The following is a 13,541-nucleotide window of genomic DNA, read 5'->3' as shown; positions in this document are numbered from 1 at the left end:
AGACTCCATGCGAAAACGGCTCGTGCTCGCGATGGCGGGCGTACTGATCGCAGGCTCGCTGACCGGTGTGGGCCGGCCCGCGTTCGCCGACCACTGCGACCCCTCCGTCCAGGGCGCGGAGTGCGAGGACGTCGGCCCGGCCCTGGAGGACTTCGTCGACATCCGGCAGGTCCCGCCGGGCGACACCGGCGTACGCGCCGGGCGCGGCTCGTTCACCTCACGCTGCGGGCGCAACGAGAACGGCCACCGCAACTCCGACAACCACATCGTCACGCCGGGGGTGTCGAACGGCGCGCACCACGTGCACGACTATGTCGGCAACCTCACCACCAACGGCTTCTCCACCGACCAGAGCCTCGCCGCGGGCGGCACCACCTGCCGGTTCGGCGACAAGTCGGCGTACTTCTGGCCCGTGCTGCGCAGCCGGACCGGCGTCGGCGCCGCCCAGGCGGCACCATCGGCCTCCCCCTCGCCGGACGCCTCCGCCCGATCCCAGGAAGGACGGTTCCAGGAGGGGCGCTTCCGCACCGGGCGCGGCCGGGGCCCGGGCTCCGGTACGGGCTCAGGTGCGGGCGGCTCCGGTACGGGCGCGAACCCGGGCGCGGACGAGCCGGGCGGCGCGTCCGAGGGCAACGTCGGCAGGATCCTCCTGGCGCGGTCGGTCACGCTGCAGTTCCGCGGCAACCCGGTCAGCAGGGTCGTCGCGATGCCCCGCTTCCTCAAACTGATCACCGGCGACGCGAAGGCGGCCACCAACGGCGGCGCCAACGCCAGGGCGCAGTGGACCTGCACCGGCTTCACCAACCGGCTCACCAGCAAATATCCGCTCTGCCCCCGGGGCAGCCTGGTGCTGCGCGTGCTCGACTTCCCCAGTTGCTGGGACGGCCGGAACACCGACAGCGCCGATCACAGGACCCACGTCGTGTTCCCCGGTGCGAACGGCGCCTGCCCCGCGGGCACCCGGGCGATCCCGCAGCTGCGCATGACGCTGGCCTATTCGGTGCCGAGCGGGCCGTCGTTCGCGGTGGACAGCTTCCCCGAGCAGCGGCACAACCCGATCACCGACCACGCCGACTTCGAGAACGTCATGCCCGACCGGCTGATGAACACGGTCGTCACCTGCGTCAACCGCGGCCTGCGCTGCTGAGCCGCCGAACCCCGATCGTGCCGTTCCCCGTCCGGTCCTTTCGCAGACCACCCCCGCCTGAGGACGGGGAGCGGCACCCTCCCACATCGAGCCCGCATCGACGAAACGGAGGAATCCTTGCCCAGCAGACGGGCTCCCCGGCACACCCGGCCGGATCCCGGCCTCGACCTCGAAAGGCGCGGCGTGCGGATCGCCCTCGGCGCCGTGGTCGCCCTGGCCCTCACCGGAGGGCTCGCCGCCACCCGGACCAGCGGCGGCGCGGCGTTCCTCGCCGACGCCCAGGCGTTCCTCACGTTCTACGCCGGGGTCTTCTCGCTCGTCGGCCTCACGACCACGGTCGCCCTCGGCCTGGCGGCGACCGACCGCGTCGTCCTGCCGATCTCGCAACGGGTGCGCGTCCAGCTCGTGCACCGCGCCATGGCGCTGCTCGGCATCGGCTTCCTGATCGTCCACATCGGCATGAAGATCGCCGCCGGGCTGGTGCCGCCGTACGGGTCGGTGATCCCCACCACCAACGTCTACGTGTCGCTGGGGGCCGTGGCCTCGGACCTGTTCGTCGTGATCGTCGCGACCGGCGTGATGCGCGGCAGGTTCGCCCAGGCGGAGCGGCCCTGGCTGTGGCGGGGGCTGCACGACCTGGCCTATCTCGCCTGGCCGGTGGCGATCCTGCACGGCCTGACCGCGGGCCGGACCGCCGCCCCCTGGGTGACCTTCAGCTACGTGGCGTGCCTTGCGGCGGTCGGCGCGGCCCTGCTGATCCGGCTCGCCGCCGCCACCCGGCCCGCCCGGCAGGCGCCGACCGGCGACTGGAACGCCGAGTGGAGCGCCGGCCGCATGTCCCGGGAGGGCCTCGACGCGCCGCGGCCCGCCGTACGGCGGCAGCAGACCCCACGTGAGGCCGCCGTCCTCGGCCGCACCGGCACCGATCCCCACGACGTCCTCGACATGCCCGGCACACCTCCCACCCCCCAGGAACCCCGCCTCCGGAGGATCGTGTGATTCCCTACCGCGTCTCCCATGTCCGGCGGCTCGGCCCGGCCCGGCTCACCGCTGGGCTGGACGACCACCGCAGGCTCGACCTGAACGCGCACTACAGGTTCCACGACCGGCTCCCGAGCCAGACCGTGGACGCGCTGATCTCGATGGCCGAGGAGGTGGACCTGCGGGGCCGGGGCGGAGCCGCGTTCCCGTTCGCGCGCAAGCTGCGCGCCGTGTCCTCCCGCGCCCGCGACAGCGAGACGGTCGTGCTGGTGAACGCCGCCGAGGGCGAGCCCGCCAGCCTCAAGGACAAGACCCTGCTCACCCGGGCGCCCCATCTCGTCCTGGAAGGCGCGCTGCTCGCGGCGAGCGCGCTCGGCTCCCGCGAGGTGGTGATCGCGGTCGGCGCCGGCGAGCTGGCCGAGGCGTCGGTGACCGCCGCCGTGGCCGAGCGCGGCCTCACCGGCCTGGTGCGCGTCGCGGGCATCCAGGAGAGGTTCGTCTCGGGCGAGGGCGGCGCGCTCGTCCGCGCGGTCAACGGCGAGGCGGGCCTGCCCCCGGGCCGCAAGGTCCGCTCCAGCGACAGCGGGGTGCGCGGGCTGCCCACCCTGCTGTCGAACACCGAGACCTTCGCCCAGCTCGCCGTGCTCGCCGAGCTGGGGCCGGAGGAGTACGCCGCGGTGGGCACCGTCCAGGAGCCGGGGACGATCCTGCTCACGGTCGGCGGCTCGGTGGCCACCCCCGCGGTCGTGGAGGTGACGCCGGGCGTGCCGCTGGCCGACGTGCTGAACCTGTGCGAGGCGAAGATCGGCGACGGGCTGCTGCTCGGCGGCTACCACGGCACGTGGATGGCCGCCGAGGACGCGTACGGCGCGATCCTGTCGCGGCGCGGCGCGAAGGAGGCGGGCGGCGAGCTGGGCGCGGGCATCGTGGTGGTTCTGGGCGAGGACACCTGCCCGCTCGGCGAGACGGCGCGGGTGGCGAACTACCTCGCCGCGCAGTCGGCCGGGCAGTGCGGGCCGTGCCGCCTCGGGCTGCCGGACCTCGCGCGGGCCTGCCGCCGGCTCCAGGACGGCGACCCGGAGGGCCCCGAGCTGATCCGCCGGGCCGCAGCCGCGGTGAAGGGCCGGGGCGCCTGCTTCCACCCGGACGGCTCGGCCAGGTTCGCGCTGTCGGCGCTCGACGCGTTCGCCGACGACGTGGAGGAGCACCGCTTCCACGGCGGCTGCGGGCGGACGACCACGGGCGTGCTGCCGCTGCCGATCGAGGACGCGCAGGACGCCAGGCTCGTCGTCGACTGGACCCGCTGCCAGGGCCACGGCCTGTGCGCGCACCTCGTGCCCGAGCTGGTCAAGCTCGACCGGCACGGCTTCCCGGTGCTCATGGACACCGGAGTGCCCTCGTGGCTGCTGGGCGAGGCGCAGAAGGCCGTGGAGATGTGCCCCGCGCTGGCCCTCCGCATAGGCACGACGTGACCTCGGTTCACCCCGGCGTGTGGCTCCGGCAGACGGCTCCGCGGGACAGGGCCGGGGAGTAGGACCGAAGTGATGGGGTTGTTACCAACCTGACCGGTTCCATGAGCGTCTCAACGAGGGAGATCAGCACCTCGGGGAGTACGACCATGATCGACAGACGGAGTTTCCTTCGCGTTTCGGCTCTGGCCGGGGCCGCCGCCGTTACCGGTGCGGCTTCGGGTGCGGCCTTCGCCGCCGCGGGGCCCCGTCCCGCCGACTGGTCCGCGCTCGGACGGGGGCTGGACGGCAAGCTGATCCGCCCCGGCGATGCGTCGTACGACAACGCGCGCCGCGTGTTCAACTCGGCCTTCGACTCCGCCCGCCCGGCCGGGGTGGCCTACTGCAAGACGGCGGGGGACGTGTCGGAGTGCCTGGCGTTCGCCCGGCGCTACGGCGTGCCGGTGACCTCCCGGTCGGGCGGCCACAGCTACGCGGGCTGGTCCACGGGCAGCGGGCTCGTCATCGACGTGTCGCCGATGAGCGGCGTGTCCTACGCGAGCGGCCACGCCACGGTCGGCGCCGGGGCACGTCTGGTCGACGTGTACGCCAAGCTGGCCGCGCACGGCGTCAGCATCCCCGCGGGCTCCTGCCCGACGGTCGGGGTCGCCGGGCTCACCCTGGGCGGCGGCATCGGCGTGGTGTCGCGGCAATATGGCCTGACCTGCGACGTGCTGGAGTCGCTGAAGGTGGTCACGGCGGACGGGAAGGTGCTGACCTGCTCGCCGACCTCGCACCCGGACCTCTACTGGGCCTCCAGGGGAGGCGGCGGCGGCAACTTCGGCGTGGCGACGTCGTTCACGTTCCGGACCCATCGGACGCGTTCGGTGACCCTGTTCTTCCTGCACTGGCCCTGGGCGAAGGCCGCGGCCGTGCTGAAGGCATGGCAGGCGTGGGCGCCCGCCGCGCCCGACGCGATGTGGTCCAACTGCCATCTCGGCCACGACCCGTCGCTCGACGTGATGGTCGGCGGCCTCTACATCGGCGGCAAGACCGCGTGCGAGAACCTGCTGCAGAAGCTCGTCGACCGCGTCGGTTCGAGCCCTTCGACCCGCTACGTCGCGACGTCCGCCTACGACCACGCGATGATGGTGGAGGCGGGCTGCGCGTCGGCGTCCGTGGCCCAGTGCCACCGTCCCGGCACGCTCCCCGGGCAGAACCCGAGCGGCAAGCTCGTCCGCGACTCGTTCTCGGCCAAGTCGCACTTCGCTTACAAGCCGCTGTCGTCCGCCGGGATCAAGGCACTGGTGGCCCAGGTCGCCGCGCCGGGCCGGCACATCGTGATGCTCGACGCGCTCGGCGGCGCCGTCGCCCGGGTGCGCCCCGACGCGACCGCCTTCCCACACCGCAAGGCGCTGTTCGGCGTGCAGTATTTCTCCCACTTCTCCGGCGCCGCCGCCTGGGCCAGGGCCGCCCACGCCGCCATGCGGCCCCACTTCGGCGACCACGCGTACGTGAACTACGTCGATCCGGAGCTCAAGAACTGGCGGCAGCAATACTACGGCGCCAACGCCGCCCGGCTGGCCCAGGTCAAGGCGGCGTACGACCCCCACCGCCTGTTCCGCCTGCCCCAGGGCGTCTGACGGGCCGCGACGCTGTTAACCGGTTGCCGGGCGGGGCGGGCTGCGCGAGCCTCGCGGTATGACCGAGGAACGGCGGACGATGACCGGCCCCCACGGCGTCCCGGTGTGCAGTTATCGGGAAGGCGTCCGCGACGGCAGCCCCTGGGCGTACGCGATCGAGGACATCGGCCCGGGAGCCGCCGACGCGATCATGTCGCGGATGACCGGCTGGGCGGTCTCCGCGCCGGTCGAGCTCGGCCAGGCACTGCTCGACCGGGGCGCGCGGCTGCTGCGGCACATGCACGTGATGCGGTGCGACCTGCCGGTCGCCGAGCCGGTCGGGGGCACCGCTCCGGACGGCTTTCTGCTCGTCCCCTGTGATCGGCCGCCCGCCGAGATCCTCCCCGCGTGGTTGGCCGCCTACCCGCCCGGCCACCCCGACCACCAGCCACGGGATCCCGAAAAGGCCCTGGAGGAGGAGCTTGTTCCGCTCCTGAGCGGCGAGGAGATCGGCCCCCTGCTCGCCTGCAGCGTCCTTGCCGTACGGGAGGACTCCGCTGGTAAAGGCGAGGTGGTGGGCGGCGTGTTCGCGCACGACTCGGACCGGGGACCGTGGATCGCGGACGTGTTCCGGCACCCGGACCGGTCGCCGCGAGGTCTCGGCGCGCTCATGCTGTCGGCCACCCTGGCCCGCGCCGGCGCGGACGGGCTGAGCGGCCTGGGCCTGGTGGTCACCGAGGGCAACCCCGCCCGCCACCTGTACAAAAGGCTCGGTTTCCAGGTCACCGACACCACGATGACGGTAGCGATCTGACCGCAAAGCAGACCGGTCATCACGCTCTCATCGCCTTGATGTGACCGCAGTGCGGAGACCGGCTTCCCCGACGGTTCACCGATCGGGAGCTCCAGGAAATGTAACCGACGACCCACGAAATGTAACTGACCGCAGTTACATTTCCCGCATGCCTGAGGACGTGAGCCATCTCATCGATGAGCTTCGGGCAGCCGGCGGGGACTCGACGGCCATAGAGGTCAAGTCGGCTGCCGGAGGACTCCCCGAGTCGCTGACCCCGACTCTGAGTGCGCTCGCGAATCTACCCGGCGGCGGAACGATAATCCTCGGGCTGGATGAACGGTTCGGGTTCCGGCCGGTTCCACTGCCGAACGTGCAGTCACTGAAACAGGGCCTCGCGGCGAAGGCGCGCTCGTTCACGCCACCTGTCCGCCTGACTTTGGACGACGGGATCGCCTACGGCGCTCCGGTCGTAGTGGCGAGGGTGCACGAGTGCGACAAGTCCGCCAAACCGTGCCGGGTCACCGCCACGGGCGCCTCCTATCTGCGAGGATACGACGGCGATTTCCGGCTCTCGGATATCGAAGAACAGGCCTTCATCGCGGCGCGACGAGCACCTATGTTCGATCGACCTCTGGTCGAGGGAGCCACCTCGGCGGACCTTGACCTCGAACTGGTGAAAGCATTCGTTGAGGCGGTCCGCGAGCGCGATCAGCAGGGGCTGGGGCGCTTCGTCCGGGACGATGAACTGCTGTGCCGCGCCGGAGTAACCGCCGTCGACGGCAGACCTACGGTCGCTGGGCTACTGGCTCTGGGCACGCATCCGCAACAGTGGTTCCCTCGATACGCCATCCAGATATCCGCCGACCCACTGCCAGGAGATCCACCCGGTTCCCGGGCACGCAACCTGGCCGTCCTGACCGGACCCATTCCCCGAATGCTCGACGCAGCCATGGAGTGGGCCAGACGAACCTTCGATACGGCCGTCGTGGCGGGGCTCGACGGCACCGTCCGGGATTTGCCCGCCTATCCGCTTGTCGCCTTTCGTGAACTGGTCGCCAACGCGTTGGTCCACCGCGATCTCGATCACTGGTCAGCGGGGATGGCCGTGGAAATCAGGCTTCGCCGGGATCGTCTTGTGATCACGAACCCCGGAGGGCTCTACGGCATAACGGTCGACCGTCTCGGCAAAGAAGCGGTCACGTCCGCACGCAACGCGCGGCTCGTCGCCATCTGCCAGAACGTGCGTTCCCCATTCAGCGGCGGCCGAGTCATCGAGGCGCTCGCCAGCGGCATTCCCACTGTGGGAGCGGCGCTCACAGAAGCCCGTCTACCTCCCGCTCACTACATCGACGCGGGCATTCGGTTCGTCGCCATCCTGCACCGGCCCATCGTCACCATTCCGGCAGCCGACCCGTTGAACGCCACCGAGTCACGCGTCCTTGACGCCCTCACGCACGGGGCCCTCACCGTCGCACAGTTGGTCGAGATGCTCGATCTCACGGCACCGAACATCCGCAAGGCTCTCCGCGGCCTACGCGAGCAAGGCTACGTGCGACAGCATGGCGGCCGAGGAAAGTTCACTCACTACGAGCGCGTCTGACGCCCTGAGCGAGAGCAGCGATGGGGAAGTGCCATCTGACCTGCGTCGACCAACCAACCCTCTAGTTACTGTCTGTGATAAGTAAATTACCGTCAGCAATCTTCCCGGGGGGGATGTCCATGAACCTTTCTCGATCGCGCGTCTACCTGGCCTGCGGCGTCGGCGCCGCGGCGGGTGTCGTCGGCCTGGCCCTGACGGTCCTCCCGTCGGTCGCCCAGGGGACGTCGGGCGGCGGCAGCCAGAACACCAGGCCGGTCGCCGATCCCTCGCCCAAGCAGCCGGGCGGCCACACCGTGCTCACCTGCGCGGTGAGCACCAGCGGCCCGATCACCGCCGACCCCGCGGTGGGCAAGGAGGCCCGCGCGGTGACCGCCAAGGGCGCCGTGGCGCTCACCGGCTGCGCCTCTCCCGACGGGAGCTTCCCCAACATCCGCTCGGGCACGGCCACCTTCAAGGGCACCGGGCAGGCGTCCTGCACGGGCGTCCAGAACGTCGCCGGCACGGGCACCATCACCTGGAAGGACGCCCAGGGCAAGACGCTGGGCACCTCCACGGTCCACCCCAACCTCGACGGGATCGCCTCGTACAACCCGGGCGACATGATGCTGGTCGGCGAGGTCACCGAAGGGAAGCTCAAGGGCAAGCGGATCGCCGGGAAGGCCGCGCCCACCTCGGACATCAGCCAGTGCTCCAGCAAGGGCGTGAGCAGCGCCCAGGGCAGCGGCACGGTCGCCTTCATCGCCGTCGACAAGTAGCCGACGCGGGGCCGGGGCGGGAAGGGTGCCGAATGCCGTCGGATGAGGCCGTGCTGCGGGTGCGGGACGTACGGAAGAGCTACCGGGGCAACCCGGTCCTGCGTGGTGTGGATCTCGACCTTCCGCCCGGCCGGGTGGCGGGGGTCGTCGGGGAGAACGGCGCGGGCAAGACCACGCTGCTGCGCGTCCTCGCCGGCGACCTGCGGCCGGACGGCGGGTCGGTGCGCCACGGCGGGCGCATCGGACACTGCCCGCAGGAGACGGTGCTGCACGACGCATTCACGGTCGACCAGCACCTGCGGTTCTTCCAGGTCGCCTACGGCCTGGAAGACCTGCGCAGGGCCGAGGAGCTGATGGAGGCGCTGCGGTTCTCCGGCTCCCGCCGGGCCCGCCCCGCCACGCTGAGCGGCGGCACGCGGCAGAAGCTCAACCTCGTCCTGGCCCTCATGCACGACCCGGACCTGCTCCTGCTCGACGAGCCCTACCAGGGCTTCGATTGGGAGACCTACGTACGGTTCTGGGACCTGGCCGAGGAGCTGCGCGGACGCGGCCGTTCGGTGCTGGTGGTCTCCCACCTCGCGTACGACGCGGCCCGTCTCGACACCCTCCACCGGCTGGAGGGCGGCGTGCTGCGGGCCGCGGACAGGACCGGTGCCGCATGAGAGGTCACTGGGCCTGCTACGCCACCGCCGTGCGCATGACGTTCGTGGAGCACCTGCGCAACCGGCTGGCATTGGTGATCATCGTGCTCTTCATCCCGGTGTGGGTGATCCTCATCTACGCCCTGTCCCTGGAGATCCCGCTGCCGTTCTTCGTCCGGGCCGCCGACCGGACCGTCACGCTGCCGGCCGGCGTGCTCAACCAGCTCGGCGGGGCGCTGCAGATCCTGGCGCTGATCACCGGATTCATGATGTTCGTGACCACGATGAACTCGGCGTCGTTCGACCGCCGGCTGGTGCGATCCGGGTTCCCCCAGCTGTGCCTGATCGCGGCGAAGCTCACCGCCCTGGTGGTGGTTGCGCTCGTCATCGCGCTCTACGCGACCGGCCTGATCTGCCTGACCCATCCGACCGCGCAGCCCCTGCTGCTCGCCGCCGCCCTCGCCGGTGGAGCGCTGATCTACGGAGGGATCGGCATCGCGCTCGCCGCGGTGCTGACCAGCGACCTGGCCGGCCTGGTCCTCGTCACCGTCATCTGCTCGATCGACCTGGCCCTGCAGAGCCCGCTCGCCACCCCGGCCGCTACCAGTGTCCTGGTGCGTTTCCTGCCCGACTACGGGCCGATGCAGGCGGCGGTCGCGGCCGTGGCCATCGACACGGTGCCCTGGAACGCCGTCGGCCCGGCCGTGTGCTGGGCGCTGGCCACGGTGGCCCTCGGCATCTCCGCCTTCGTCGGCCGTACGCGCGCGCAGGGGCCGGTCGGTGTGCCGGTGACAGCAACGCATCCATGAGTCCCCCGTCAGGAGCATCCGTGACATCTGAGAGCGTTTCTCGTGCCTTCCCCGCCCTGAAGTCCGACCTCGATCGGGTGCGGGAGATCGTCGGCATGGCGGACGTGCCGAACCGCTCCGAACTGGCCCCGCTGACCAGGCAGCCTGCGGGGCACCGCCACCTCATCCGGCCCACTCTGGCGCTGTTGTCCTACTACGTGCTCGCCGGACCGGAGCGGGCCGCCGACATCCGCGCCGTCGAGGCCGCGGCGGCCGTCGAACTGCTGCACATGGCGTCGCTCTATCACGACGACGTCATCGACGACGCGCGCCGGCGCAGGGGAAGGCCGAGCGTCAACACCGTGTGGGGCGCGCGACTGGCGGTCCTGGCCGGCGACCTGCTGTTCACCAGCGCCAGCCGGATCCTCTCCGAGCTGGGCCGGCGCGAGTCCCTGGTGGTCGCCGAGACCGCCCGGCGGATCTGCTCGGGAATGATCGCCGAGACCGCCGACCGCTTCCTGCTCTCCCGCACCGAGGCCGATTATCTGGAGGTGACCGGCGCCAAGACGGCCGAGTTGCTGTCCCTGGCCTGCCGGCTGGGCGCAATGCAGGCCGGACGAGGCCCCGAGGCGGAGGAGGACCTGGCACGGTTGGGCTGGCATCTCGGCATGGCCTACCAGGTGCGCGACGACATCCTCGACCTGACCGCGACGACCGGAGAGCTCGGGAAACCGGCCAACTCCGACATCGTGGAAGGCGTCTACACGCTGCCCGTGATCAGGGCCCTGGGCCGCGAGCCCTCGCTCGCCCGGCTGCTGCGCCGCGGCCTGACCACGGCCGACGCCGAGCGGGCACGGCAACTGGTTCTATCGTGCGGAGCCGTGGAGGAGGCCCGGCAGGTCGCCGAGACCCACGTGGAGACGGCTCTGCGGCGACTCGACGGTCTGGGCGATCCACGGTCGCGTGAGGGGCTGGCCGGCTACGTGCGGTCGATCACGGGTTCCGGCGCCAAGGCCGCCCCCGCCGTGACCTCTCCCGCTCCGGCCTCCGCTCGGCCCGGCGTTCCAGCGGGGCGGCACGAGCAGGTGCAGGAGCGGTTGGACGCCTGGCTTCTGGACACCGGGCTGGCCACCACTCCGGAGGAGGCGCGCCACCCGCGGTGGAACGCCATGGCCTTGACGGCCGCGCGGTTCTGGCCGGGCGCCGACGCCGAGCAGGCCGAGACGCTGGCCCGTTGGATGCTGGTGATCGCCGTCGTCGACGACCTCTTCGACGAGCCGGGGCTCACCGACCCCGGCGAGATCGTCCGGCTGCGCCACCGGCTCACCCTGCTCGTCCGCGGGCTCGGCGACACCCCGCCGGCCGGTGGAGCGGTCGCCACGGCCATGGCCCAGGCATGGGAGCGGGTCCGCCTGATCCAGCCGCCCTCATGGCGGGCGCGCGCCCTCGGTCACCTGGAGGAGTGGCTGGAGGCGGCCGAGCGCGAGGCGTGTCACCGGCTCAGCGGTTTCGTCCCCAGCCTGCGGGACCAGTTCGCGTTGCGTCTGGGGAGCTCCGGAGCACCTGTCTTCCTGGACACCTTCGAGATCACGTACGGCGGGGAGCTCGAACCGGAGGTGCGCGATCATCCGCTCGTCCGCCGGCTGCTGAACGTCGGCGCGGCCGCGGCGCTCGCCGAGAACGACTTGATGACTCTGGACGAGGACGAGGCCGTCGGCGCTCCCTACAACCTGGTCAGGGTGCTCCGCCACGAGACCGGCTGCACCAGGCAGGAGGCGATCGACGAGGTGACGCGCCAGGTCGAGGACGGCTTCGCCCAGGTGGACGCCATACTCGCCGCCGCGCCCGCCATCCTGCGGCCCGCCGACGGCGGCGCCGCCGCCGAGACCGGGATGGGTCTCCTGCGCCTTTCCCGGGAGCGGCTGCCGGGCTGGCGCGCCCTCCATGACATCGACCGCTACAACCGGTCGTCCGCCGGCAGCGAGACGTACCTGGCCCGGCTCCGCCGGGAACTCCTGGACGAGTACGCCGAGCACGCCGAGTGCGCCAAGGACGCCGCGTACGCCGAGACCGGCGCGGCCCGCTGACGTTCGCCCGTCCAGATCTCAGCCGGGTCCGTCCGCGGCGAGCCGGTCGAGCCATTCGCCGAGCACGTGGCGTTCGCCGTCGGTGAGAGCTGTGGCGTCGGGCAGCGCGGCGCGCAGCGCCATCGCCGCCGCGGCCGGTCCGGGGGCCTCGACCACGGGGACGTCGGTGGTGATGGCGGCTATCACTGCCTCGCGGGCCGTCTCCGACAGGCGCGGGTCACGCCGCTCCACGGGCAGGGCGAGCAACGTGAAGACCGTGCCGCAGCCGGCGGCGTGCACGAGGTCGGCCGCCAGGCGCTCGCCGACCTTCAGCCGCCCGGCGGCGGCGATGGCGCGGATGCGCTCCCCCAGCATGCGGAAGGCGGTGACGGCGGCGGGCGACTGCCGTCCCGGCGTGGGATCGCCGTACATGAGCGAGAACAGGGCGGGGTTCGCCAGCCCGAAGCCGACGTGCAGGTCCCATCCGGCGCGCAACGCCTCGATCGGGTCGCCGACCGGCGGGCTCGCCTTCTTGTCCCGGAGATAGGAGCTGAAGCCATACTCGGCGACCGCGTCGAGCAGGCCCTCCTTGTCGCCGAACAGGCGGTAGATCGTCGGCGCCTGCGTCCCCGCCGCGGCGGCCACCGCTCTGGTCGAGACGGCCTCGCGCCCGCCGCTCGCGAGCAGCCCGGCCGCGACCGACACGATGTGCGCCCGCGTCCTGTCGCGGCCGCTCGCCGTCTCGCTCTCGGGATCACTCACGCTTCCAACGATATCAGCAAGTTGATATCGGTAGATTTCCAGTGTTAGCGTCATTGTTGATAACACCGATATCAAGGAGTGAGATAATGATCATCATCACCGGGGCGACGGGTCAGCTCGGGCGCGGCGTCGTCAAGCATCTGCTCGCGCGCATCCCCGCCGACCGGCTCGGCGTCAGCGTCCGCGACGTGGCGAAGGCCGACGGCCTCGCCCAGCGCGGCGTCCGCGTGCGGCAGGGCGACTTCGACGATCCCGCGAGCCTGGCGTACGCGTTCGAGGGCGCGTCCCAGGTGCTCGTCGTCTCGGGCCCTGCCGACGCGCGCCCGCACCGTACGGCGATCGAGGCCGCCACGGCCGCGGGCGCCAAGCGGATCGTCTACACCAGCCACATGGGCGCGAACCCGGCATCCCCCTTCGTCCCGATGCCGTCCCACGCCGAGACCGAGCAGGACCTGCGCGCGTCCGGCGTCGCGTTCACCGCGCTGCGCAACGGCTTCTACGCCACCACCGCGGTGCAGTTCGTGCGTCAGGCGCTCGAGACCGGCACGCTCGTCGCGCCCGAGGACGGCCCGGTCTCCTGGACCGCCCACGCCGACCTCGCCGAGGTGGCCGCCGCCGCCCTGACCGAGGAGGGCCGGCTCGACGGGATCACCCCGCCGCTGACCGGTCCCGAGGCGCTCGACCTGGCGGACGCCGCCGCGCTCGCCTCCGAGCTGACCGGACGCGAGATCACCCGCGTCACCGTCCCGGACGACGAGTGGGTGGCGGGCATGGTGTCACAGGGCGTTCCCGAGCAGCAGGCCCGCTTCCTTCTGGGCATGTTCGAGGCCGGCCGCCGGGGCGAGTTCGCCGAAGTCGATCCCACGCTCGGGGAGTTGCTCGGCCGCAAGCCGATCACGTTGCGCGAACTGCTGGCGGACGCGCTCGCGACCTGA

At 71.8% G+C, this 13,541-nt stretch carries 12 protein-coding genes; 11 read left to right on the top strand and 1 reads right to left on the bottom strand.

The genetic code is table 11. The annotated features are described in order from the left end of the window. The first annotated feature begins 7 nt into the window (after window positions 1-7). From OHB01_RS18055 to OHB01_RS18010, 10 genes are all read left to right on the top strand, one after another. The gene (locus OHB01_RS18055; protein WP_328855711.1) at window positions 8-1,147 is read left to right on the top strand and encodes a DUF1996 domain-containing protein; all 1,140 of its coding nucleotides are present in this window, start codon (window positions 8-10) and stop codon (window positions 1,145-1,147) included. A 117-nt stretch (window positions 1,148-1,264) separates the two neighbouring features. Beyond that, window positions 1,265-2,146, top strand: coding sequence for a hypothetical protein (locus OHB01_RS18050; protein ID WP_328855710.1), 882 nt, complete (start codon window positions 1,265-1,267; stop codon window positions 2,144-2,146). Continuing rightward, window positions 2,143-3,600, top strand: coding sequence for an NADH-ubiquinone oxidoreductase-F iron-sulfur binding region domain-containing protein (locus tag OHB01_RS18045; protein ID WP_328855709.1), 1,458 nt, complete (start codon window positions 2,143-2,145; stop codon window positions 3,598-3,600). Before OHB01_RS18050 ends, OHB01_RS18045 begins: the two co-directional genes overlap by 4 nt. Window positions 3,601-3,746: 146 nt before the next feature. Continuing rightward, window positions 3,747-5,219, top strand: a complete 1,473-nt coding sequence (locus OHB01_RS18040; RefSeq protein ID WP_147944584.1) for an FAD-binding oxidoreductase — start codon at window positions 3,747-3,749, stop codon at window positions 5,217-5,219. Between the two features lie 58 nt (window positions 5,220-5,277). Then, on the top strand, window positions 5,278-6,012 hold the full coding sequence (locus OHB01_RS18035) for a GNAT family N-acetyltransferase (protein WP_328855708.1): 735 nt from the start codon (window positions 5,278-5,280) through the stop codon (window positions 6,010-6,012). 148 nt (window positions 6,013-6,160) lie between these two features. After that, entirely contained in the window at window positions 6,161-7,594 is a 1,434-nt protein-coding gene (locus tag OHB01_RS18030; RefSeq protein WP_142648180.1) for an ATP-binding protein, read from the top strand. 119 nt (window positions 7,595-7,713) lie between these two features. Then, window positions 7,714-8,349 carry a hypothetical protein gene (locus OHB01_RS18025; protein WP_142648179.1) on the top strand — a complete coding sequence of 212 codons (636 nt, stop codon included), beginning with the start codon at window positions 7,714-7,716 and terminating at the stop codon, window positions 8,347-8,349. 32 nt (window positions 8,350-8,381) lie between these two features. Further along, window positions 8,382-9,011, top strand: a complete 630-nt coding sequence (locus tag OHB01_RS18020) for an ABC transporter ATP-binding protein (RefSeq protein ID WP_142648178.1) — start codon at window positions 8,382-8,384, stop codon at window positions 9,009-9,011. Beyond that, window positions 9,008-9,799, top strand: a complete 792-nt coding sequence (locus tag OHB01_RS18015) for an ABC transporter permease (protein WP_142648177.1) — start codon at window positions 9,008-9,010, stop codon at window positions 9,797-9,799. The genes OHB01_RS18020 and OHB01_RS18015 overlap by 4 nt, the downstream gene beginning before the upstream one ends. A 20-nt stretch (window positions 9,800-9,819) precedes the next feature. Next, window positions 9,820-11,865, top strand: a complete 2,046-nt coding sequence (locus OHB01_RS18010) for a polyprenyl synthetase family protein (RefSeq protein WP_328855707.1) — start codon at window positions 9,820-9,822, stop codon at window positions 11,863-11,865. A gap of 18 nt (window positions 11,866-11,883) precedes the next feature. Here the strand turns inward: OHB01_RS18010 and OHB01_RS18005 are convergent, their stop codons facing one another. Then, a complete protein-coding gene (locus tag OHB01_RS18005; protein ID WP_328855706.1) occupies window positions 11,884-12,606 on the bottom strand; it encodes a TetR/AcrR family transcriptional regulator in 723 nt (240 codons plus the stop codon). Between the two features lie 86 nt (window positions 12,607-12,692). On the opposite strand from OHB01_RS18005, the gene OHB01_RS18000 reads away from it, so the two are divergent. After that, a complete protein-coding gene (locus tag OHB01_RS18000) occupies window positions 12,693-13,541 on the top strand; it encodes an NAD(P)H-binding protein (protein ID WP_328855705.1) in 849 nt (282 codons plus the stop codon).

It is taken from the genome of Microbispora hainanensis (assembly GCF_036186745.1).
Taxonomy (GTDB): Bacteria; Actinomycetota; Actinomycetes; order Streptosporangiales; family Streptosporangiaceae; genus Microbispora.
Note: the sequence above shows the minus strand (reverse complement) of the source record. Positions and strands in the feature narration are given on the sequence as shown.